The 8,675-nt window shown below is 62.5% G+C and carries 8 protein-coding genes and 1 pseudogene; 5 read left to right on the forward strand and 4 right to left on the reverse strand.

Annotation, left to right across the window (positions count from 1 at the left end):
* Positions 1-361: 361 nt before the first annotated feature.
* Entirely contained in the window at positions 362-1,252 is an 891-nt protein-coding gene (locus ACT6Y9_RS06180; RefSeq protein WP_443743878.1) for a hypothetical protein, read from the forward strand.
* Positions 1,253-1,543: 291 nt separating this feature from the next.
* On the opposite strand, the gene ACT6Y9_RS06185 is transcribed toward ACT6Y9_RS06180, so the two are convergent.
* The 4 genes from ACT6Y9_RS06185 to ACT6Y9_RS06200 form a co-directional block, all read right to left on the reverse strand.
* Positions 1,544-2,926: a sodium-dependent transporter gene (locus tag ACT6Y9_RS06185; protein ID WP_295481116.1), complete on the reverse strand. Its 1,383-nt coding sequence runs from the start codon at positions 2,924-2,926 to the stop codon at positions 1,544-1,546.
* A 320-nt stretch (positions 2,927-3,246) separates the two neighbouring features.
* Complete coding sequence (locus ACT6Y9_RS06190; protein WP_443743879.1) at positions 3,247-4,752, reverse strand: C69 family dipeptidase; 1,506 nt, start codon at positions 4,750-4,752, stop codon at positions 3,247-3,249.
* A gap of 257 nt (positions 4,753-5,009) precedes the next feature.
* Positions 5,010-5,696 carry a YczE/YyaS/YitT family protein gene (locus ACT6Y9_RS06195; RefSeq protein WP_443743880.1) on the reverse strand — a complete coding sequence of 229 codons (687 nt, stop codon included), beginning with the start codon at positions 5,694-5,696 and terminating at the stop codon, positions 5,010-5,012.
* Between the two features lie 109 nt (positions 5,697-5,805).
* Positions 5,806-6,483 carry an FAD-binding protein gene (locus tag ACT6Y9_RS06200; protein WP_295477048.1) on the reverse strand — a complete coding sequence of 226 codons (678 nt, stop codon included), beginning with the start codon at positions 6,481-6,483 and terminating at the stop codon, positions 5,806-5,808.
* Between ACT6Y9_RS06200 and ACT6Y9_RS06205 the strand changes: the two are divergent.
* From ACT6Y9_RS06205 to ACT6Y9_RS06220, 4 genes and pseudogenes are all read left to right on the forward strand, one after another.
* Positions 6,467-6,523, forward strand: a pseudogene (locus ACT6Y9_RS06205) (hypothetical protein); the annotation flags it as partial. The gene ACT6Y9_RS06200 and the pseudogene ACT6Y9_RS06205 sit on opposite strands and share 17 nt — an antisense overlap.
* Before the next feature lie 91 nt (positions 6,524-6,614).
* A complete protein-coding gene (locus ACT6Y9_RS06210; protein ID WP_443743881.1) occupies positions 6,615-7,166 on the forward strand; it encodes a LysR substrate-binding domain-containing protein in 552 nt (183 codons plus the stop codon).
* Positions 7,123-7,383 (forward strand): hypothetical protein, encoded by a 261-nt coding sequence (locus tag ACT6Y9_RS06215; RefSeq protein ID WP_443743882.1) that lies wholly within the window; start codon positions 7,123-7,125, stop codon positions 7,381-7,383. The genes ACT6Y9_RS06210 and ACT6Y9_RS06215 overlap by 44 nt, the downstream gene beginning before the upstream one ends.
* Before the next feature lie 163 nt (positions 7,384-7,546).
* The coding region (locus ACT6Y9_RS06220) for an inorganic phosphate transporter (protein WP_443743883.1) at positions 7,547-8,675 on the forward strand (1,129 nt) is incomplete at its 3' end.

The raw sequence follows: 8,675 nt of genomic DNA on the forward strand, positions 1-8,675 counted from the left end.
CGTTGCTCAGGAGTGAGTTCGAGTCGATTGCTGACTGGGCGTCCACGCGGCATGGAAGGGTATCCGTAATTAGTAGGTGCCCTCATTGTACCGCAAAAAACTCATTTAATGGCGTTACTTAGCGAACGCTGTACTAGCATCTGGTTGCGTCAAATAGTGACGCATAAAGGGAAACACTTAGGCTCCAAAAATCTCGGATTTACGAGCTGTAGATCGTAGTCGAGAGCCGCTGAAATCGTTGAGGCACTTAGAACCTCGGGGTAAATCCGGGGTTGTTTTTTTCTTTAAAGACTGTATAATATTATACAGTATTAGAAGGTGCCAGCCCCCGCCTCGTTTACGGAGAACTCTTTTACGGAGAATGTTCATGATTGTTTCGCATTTTGACTCAGAATCCAAAAAGGGCTTCTCGGCAATCTTCAGCAATCGCTATGATCTGGTGTTGGAGATGCTTCGCCGACAGCTGTCTCCTCTCGACTTTGCCTTCGCTCAGAAGGTTGGTCTCGAGCTCTTCGACAGACATGAACCGGAAAGCGTCATCCTGGCCGGCATGGTTGCGCCCTTCCTCGATCGCCTTGATGCCGGCATCCGCGGGCCTCACGCCCGCCTTGAGCCTTATGAGCTCAGCATGGCACAATCGGCCCGCGAAATCTTCGCTCATCCCTTTGAACATCAAGCGGACTCAGCATCGATCTCACAAATCGTCCATGCCATTGTTCACACTTGGCTGGCCGAATTCAACCGCGAAACCGTAGAGCCCGAGAGCACTTTAAGAACTGCGGCCGAACTGGCCGAACTGCGCAGCCAATTTGAACGCAGCATGCCAACCACGGATTTAGGCGACAAAATTAAAGCCTGGTGCAGTCGTCACAACATTGATCCTGAATGGCTCTGGGCTGAACGACCGATCTACTGCATCTCCATCAACGGCGAGCACAAGCAGGAAGGCAAAGAAGCCCTGCAGAGAGTCCTGCACCTGGTAGAGAACACGGGCTTCTTCCATATCCGTAAAGAAGAGCGAATCCTAATCAGAGCCAGCTCGACGCTTCAGCAGCTGCTTGACCGACTGGCCGTATCCATTGCGGCTCATGAACCACAGCTCATCGTTGAGATCGCTGAAGAATTTCCCAAAACCGCCGAACCATGGCAAAGGAAAAGACTGATCATCGACAACAAGCTTGCCATCTACAGACGTGTTGCCCTACAAAAAACAAAGGCTATCGATCCGTACCCCGCAATGCTCAAACTTTGACGTTCTCTCCGCCCTAAACGACGGAGATTCTCTACTGAGTCAGCAACTTGCGCTGCTGATCACTTCGGTGGATTCCTGCTGCTGATTCGGCGTCGGTCTTTTGGACCGACCCGGATTCACTTGAGCCAGAGCACCCTTCTCAGGCCCCACAGGCTGACGAGCTTCGTCCGCGCTCGTTTATGGGAACTGCCTGAAGTCAGATGTTTCCTTGCGGCGTTTCCATGAAGAAGCGCCGACGCGCCTCCAGGGAAGGAGGCGTTGCCGGCGCTTGATGGATCTCGTCTCCGGGAATCACCTGAAAAGTGGGATCAGGCCGTAGACGAAGATCGCGAGGATCACAACCGGAATCACCCAGCGGACGTAGGTGAACCAAGCGCCGTAGACCGCGCCCTTGAGCGTGCCCCCGTTGGTGATTTCGTCCAAAGCCGCGCCCTTCATCACCCAGCCCGCAAAGAGCGTCGCGCCCAGGGCCGTCACCACAAAGCAGATGTTCCCCGAGATGAAGTCGTAGGCGTCGAAGACGGAGCGGTTGAGGATCCGCACGTCGGCCAAGGGCCCGTTCGAGAGGATGCAGGGGACGTTGCCGAGGATGAAGACCGCCGCAAGCGTCGTGTTGATCGCGTTCTCATAGATGAAGCCGAACTTCTCGTGCAGGACCGAGATGATCACCTGGTAGATCGTGATCGAGGTCGTGAGGGCGGCGATCACGAGAAGAAGGAAGAAGACGATCGCGAAGAAGTTGCCGAACGCCATGTGCGAGAAGGCGATCGGGAGCGTCTTGAAGACGAGCGAGGGCCCCGAGTCGGGCGAGAGGCCCGCGCTGAAGAGCGACGGGAAGATCATGAAGCCCGCGAGCACGGCGATCACGGTGTTGATGACGCCCGTGATCACGGCGGTCTTCACCATGCTCTCGCTCTTCTTCAGGTGGCTCGAGAGCGTGATCATCACGCCGAAGCCGAGCGAGAGGGCGAAGAACACCTGCCCGAGGACGTCGAGGAAGAGCTTGCCCGAGAGCTTGCTGAAGTCGGGCATCAGGTAGAAGTGCACGCCCTCCCAGGCGCCCTCGAGCGTGAGGTTACGGATCACCATCACGATCAGGCAGATGAAGAGGAGCGGCATCAGGAACTTCACCGAACGCTCGATGCCCGCGATGATGCCCTTGCGGAGGATCACCCAGTTGGCCCACACGAAGAAGGCCGTGGCGATCGTGATTCCCCAGGGCGAGTGCTCGATGCTCTCGTGGTAGAAGGCGCTCGTCAACTCCTTGGAGACCGGCACCGACAGGTCGAGGCCGCCGGGGAGCCCGAGCATGCCGAGGAAGAGATGGTAGATGTAGGAGATCACCCAGCCGCCTAAGGGCATGTAGTAGGAGAGAATGCCGAAGGCGCCGATGAGGCCCGTGTAGCCGAAGACCTTCCAGATGGGCGGGTAGTTCGAGCCCTTCGGGAGGAAGGCGTCCACGCTGTTGGCCTGGGCGCGACGTCCGATCACGTTCTCGACGAGGATGATCGGGATGCCCACGAGGAGCATCACGAAGATGAACATCAGCACGTACGCGCCGCCGCCGTTCTCACCCACGAGATAGGGAAAGCGCCAGGTGGCGCCGAAGCCCACCGTGGCGCCCGCCACGGTGAGGATGTAGGTGAGGCGGCTGCTCCAGGTTTGTCGTTCCATCAGTTGTCCTTCTTGTTGTCTTGCCGTCCAAGCCGTTTGCGCGGGGGATTCCGAGACGCCCTCCGCGCGCAGCGAAAAAGTGCATTTTACGCACGCCAAGCTCCTGCATTCCGCCAAAACGCCGCGCCGCGCGCAGAGATGAGGGATTTTTTGGGGAGCGCTGCGACCGGAAGGCGGCGTCGAAGGACCCGTGCGCCGCCTGAGAATGCAAAACGGGGCGCCCCTTTTTGGGAGCGTCCCGTTCATTTTCCCCCGGCTCACCGGCGAGCCGCCTCAGCCCTCACGGATGAAGGCCGAAGAAATGCCGGTGACGGCCCGCATCAGTCCTTCTTCGAGCGGTTGGCGAAAAAGTTGGCCTTCTGGATGTCGGTCGTGCGGATCGTGAAGACCTCGTTCGTCAGGGACTCGGTGAGGTTCTCCGCGTCCGTCATCGCCTGGATGCTGAACTCGTCGAGCTTCTTCTGCGCGGCCGCGGCGTCGGTCTTGACGAGCTTCACGTACTCGGCCTCAAAGGCCGCCTGGCGCTTCGCGAGGTCGGCTTCAAAGGCCGCGTAGGCCTTCTTCACGACGGGCGCGAGCTTCGGGTAGTCCGTCATCACGAGGGTCTGGAGCTTGCGGAACTTCCAGTAGAGGCTCTTCGAGTCGGCCTTGTCGGTGCCCATGCCCCAGTGCTCGGGATAGGCGGACATGCCCGAATAGACCGGCACGTAGACCGAGAGGTCGGCCATGCCCATCGCGAGATAGGTGACGTTGCCGATCGCCTGCGGCAGCCACGGACGGACCTGCATCAGGTGCGACTCGTACGTGCGGAAGACGCTGATCGGACGGAAGGGTTCGGCGTCGCCCTTGAGGCCGTTCGTGTACGGGTCGTGCGAGGCGAGCTCGCCCGCCTGGTAGTGGTTGCGCATGATCGCCTTGAGGTCGTCGACGGTGACCTTCTTCTCGGGCGTCGCCCACACCGGGAAGGTGCGGCCCGCGGAGACATCCTGCTTGAGGCTCGGCGTCAGGATCTTCTGGATCTGCCAGACGCGCGGATCGTTGTAGTCGCGGTCGCGGTAGTCGTCGCGCGTATAGGCCTTGGAGAAGTTGAATTCGCCGTCCTTCTTCGGATCGTAGAAGCCGTTCTTCACCGCCCATTCAACCAGGGTCTTCGAGGCGAGGAAGTCCGGGCTCTTCGGGTCGTACTGTTGCAGACGTCCCTGGTTGCCCGACGCGAAGTACTTGTCCTTCGGGGTCTTCTGGGCGAGCCAATGGTGGCCCGTGCCCGTCTCGAAGTACCAGGACTCGTTCTTGTCCATGAGCACGACGCCGAAGCCCTCGCCCGCGCCGATCGTCTCGACCACGTGGCCGAGGAGCTCGACGGCTTCGCGCGCGGTCTTGGCGCGCGGCAGCAGCACTTCGGGGATGTCGTCTTCGGTGATGCCCGTCTTCTCGTTGTACGGGTCGAGCTTCAGGGCATCGGGACGCGCGAAGATCGACTCGGTGCCGGAGAACCCGACGCCCGCTTCATTAAAACCCGTCGCGCCGTGCACCTGGGTCTGCCAGTTCGGAACCGTCGTGTAGCGCATGCCGTTCTCAGGGAGCGGGTACTCGAAGTTGTTCGCGCCGTGGTGGTCCGCGGTGCGGTACATGCCCTTGACGCCCTTCGTCGCCGGATGGATCACGAGGTGCTGGGCCTTCAGGGCGGACGAATCGGCGGCGCGCGCCATCAGGATCGACCCGTCGGCGGTGGCGTCGGACCCGACCACGACGGTGGTGCAGGCAAGGGCGGAACCGCACGCGAAGGCGACCGCGAGAGCCGCGGCGGCAAGCTGGAAACGACGCATTTTTCTTATCCTCAAAACGCTTCTTCTTTGGTGGCGCGGCCGCCTCCGGCGCCTCGAGACTTCTGAGGGAGTCGCTCCGTTGGTCCGGAGTCGCTCCGCCCGGGCGGGCTGGCCGCAACATGAGCCGCTCCGGTCCGGAAGAAAGGTGAAGAGACCCGGACCGGTGCGGCAACGCTTGAGAATCTACGTCGTCTACGACTTTTTATGTAGTCGTATTAACACCCATGCACGAAAGTACATCCTATTGTGAGTGAAGCTCACTTCGTGAGCCGGACCTGATGGGGCTCGCCCGCATGGCGGTCGGGAAAGAAGTAGACGATCGCCTTCACGAAGAGGCCGACGAGGACGGCGGAGACGGCCGTGCCTTCTCGCAGGCCCACGAGGCCGCCCAGGACCGAAACGGAGAGGACGGCCGCGAGGGTGACGAGCGTGAGGTCGCTCGCGATCTTCACGTTCCCGAAGGGACGGCGCAGCACGGCCGCGAAGGCGATGACGATGCCTTCACCCGGTTGCACGATGGTCTTGGAGCGGATCTGCAGGAAGATGCCGCAGGCGAGGACGACGTTCCCGAGCATGCTCATCGCCATCCCGAGCCACCAACCGTCGGGCGACCAGGGCCGAACGAAGTGCATGTTGAGGTCGATGAAGGCGCTGAAGACGAGCACCCCGGGGATCTGCAGCAGGTTGAGGATCGAGAAACGGTCCCTGAGCAGCACCCACTGCAGCGCGACGAAGCCCACGTTGAGGATGAAGGTCGTCGTGCCGAAGGAGAGCGGGAAGATCTTCGAGAGCACGTAGGGCAGCGTGCTGATCGGGGTCGTGCCGAGGTTCGAGCAGGTCGTGAAGGAGATGCCGAGCGTGGCGAGCTCCATGCCGAGAATCAGCATGGCGATGCGGCGGCCAAGGTGGAGGAAGCGGCCCGAGGAGGTCGTGAGTCTGGTCATGAAGGGAACCGTCGGAAGAGCGCGCGAGTTTAGCACCGCGTTTTCCCGGATCCCGGCCGGAACGGCGTGCGCCGCCCCCTTCGAGCGGGACGTGGCTACTTCACGGTCTTCACGTACTCGGCCGCTTCACGGCCGGCGATGCGGCCGGAATGCCAGGCGAAGCCGAGGGCGAGGCCCTGGTAGGGCGGGTAGGACGGCCGTAGGCGTTGTTGCCCGTGGCGTAGAGGCCCTTCACGGACTGGTAGTTGGAGGAGAGCGCCTCAAACTTCTCGTTCACGCGCACGCCGCCCAGGCTCGAGAGGCTCACAACCTTCGCGCGCGCGGCGTAGAAGGGACCGGTCTCAGCCTTGAACTTGAGGAACCGGGCGGGCTTGCCGAAGGGATCCTTCCCGGTCTCAACCGCGCGGTTGTAGTCGGCCACCTGGCCGACGAAGTCGGGCGTGAAGCCGGCCTTCCGGGCGAGCTCCTCCAGCGTGTCGGCCTTCACGGCCACGCCCTGGCGGACCGCCTCCTCCATGAGCGCACGGAAGTCGCCCCTTCCCGTCGGATTCGCAGGACCGGCGCCCGAGACTTCGAACGGGAGCTTGCCGGCCGGATCCACCCAGAGTTGCGGCGTTTTGAGAACGCGCACGAGGAGGTTGGCGTCCACCATGCCGTGGTCGCCCGCGGCCGAGGTGGCGAGCCCGTCGAATTCGGCGGCGTGGATGAGGGCCGACCCTTCACCCATCTTCTCGGCGCCCGCCTTCCAGGCCATCGCGAGGCCTTCGCCGTTGTTCGCCCAGACCACGCACTTCGGCCGCGCCGCCGAACGCCTCGGCGTCTCGCAGCCGGCGCTGAGCCTCTGGATCCGGGCGTTGGAGGAAGAGGTGGGGGGCGCCGCTCATAAACCGCTCGAACCGCACGCTCACCCTGACGCCCGTGGGCGAAGGGTTCCTCGCCGACGCCGGGCGCATCCTCGCGATGATGGAGTGCGCCCGCCGGAACGCCGACGACATTCTCTCGGGCGAAAAGGCCAAGGTGCGCCTCGGCGTCTGCCCGGGCGTGATCAGCGCCGGGATCCTCACCAACCTCCTCTCGCGGCTGCGCGAACGCCACCCGCACCTACTGCTCATTCCGGAGACGCAGCCGCCGCGGGACCTGCTCGAGCGCCTCCTGGACGGCCGGCTCGACGACATCGTGAGCGTCTCCTGCGGACTCGACTATCCGCCGAACGTCACGAGCATCACTCTCCAGTCCTGGGACGCCGTCCTCGTGATGTCCCACCAGACGGGCCGCGGGCGCCGACACGCGCGAAAAGCTCGTCGAGCGCATGCTCGAGCAGACCTACGTCTGCCTTGCGGGCGCGGAGGAGCACCCGTACATCCCGGATATCTTCCTCGGCTTCGCGCCGCGGCGCATGGTCTGCACGCCCTCGCTCCGGCTCCTGATGGCCTATGTGGACGCGGGCTGCGGCTACGCGGTGATCCCTGAGGTGGACTGCGCCGCCAAGGGTCCCAACACCGTCGTGATTCCGCTCGCCGCGGGCGAAAAGGCGATGCCGGTGACGGCGGCGCGGCTCTCCACGAGCAACGGGCCCGCTCTGCGGCGGGTCTTCGAGGTGCTCGGCGAAATCGCCGCGCTCCACGCGCTCTACCCTGCTCCCGACGACGCAGGCGCTCCGGCGCTCGGTAGCGGCGCGCGCCTCTGAACGCGGATCCTCCCGCAACGCCCGGTTTACAGGTGTTTCGGGCGTGGCGGCACGGAAACGTCACACGGACGTCAAAAAAGCAACACGGAGCCGTCACATGCACGCACCACAATGGGGACCGTCCCAAGACCTTAAGTAAAAACCCTTTGGGCTGCCCTCAATCATGGAACAATACTATTTGGCGTTGCTCGCGTTCCTCGCGGTCATCGCCGTCATCGACCTCTTCGTCGGCGTCTCAAACGACGCCGTCAACTTCCTCAACTCCGCCCTCGGCTGCCGCATCGCCAAGTTCCGCACCACGATGTGGGTCGCGTCGATCGGCGTGATGCTGGGCGCCACGTTCTCCTCCGGGATGATGGAGATCGCCCGTTCGGGCGTCTTCCACCCGCAGATGTTCTCCTTCGCCGAAATCATGGTGGTGTTCTTCGCCGTCATGGTGGCGGACGTGTTGCTTCTCGACGCGTTCAATTCGCTCGGGCTCCCGACCTCGACCACGGTCTCGATCGTCTTCGAGCTCCTCGGCTCCGCGATCGCCGCGGCCGCCTACAAGCTCCTGTCGACTGGCGCTTCGCTTCTTGAAGTCGCCGACTACATCAACAACTCCAAAGCCCTGGCGATCATTTCGGGCATCCTGATCTCCGTCGCGGTCGCCTTCGTCGCGGGCGCGGTGGTGCAGTACGTCGCGCGCCTCATCTTCTCCTTCAAGTTTGAAGGGGTCTACCGCAAGGTGGGTGCGGTCTACGGCGGCCTCTCGATCACCGCGATCATCTACTTCCTCGTGATGAAAGGCGCCAAGGGCGCCTCCTTCATGCGCCCGGAGTGGATCGACTGGATCAACGCCAACACGCAGGTAATCCTCGCCGTCCTCTTCGTCGGCTTCTCGATCCTCTTCCAGATCCTGATGAATGTCTTCAAGGTGAACATCTTCAAGGTGATCATCCTTGCAGGCACGTTCTCGCTTGCCTTCGCCTTCGCCGGCAACGACCTCGTGAACTTCGTGGGCGTGCCGCTCGCCGCCTGGGAGAGCTGGAAGGAATGGACGGCTTCGGGCTCCGACGCTTCGGGCTTCATGATGGGCGGGCTCCTCAACCCCTCCACCGCTCCGACCTTCTTCCTGCTCGCTTCGGGCCTCGTGATGGTCCTCACGCTCTGGTTCTCGAAGAAGGCGCACCGCGTCATTCAGACTTCGATCAACCTCTCGTCCTCCCACTCGGGCGAGCAGGAGCAGTTCGGCGCCTCGCTCCCGGGGCGCATGATCGTGCGCGCCTCGATGTCCGCCGGCCGCATCATCA

Source organism: Sutterella sp. (assembly GCF_052272535.1).
Taxonomy (GTDB): Bacteria; Pseudomonadota; Gammaproteobacteria; order Burkholderiales; family Burkholderiaceae_F; genus Sutterella.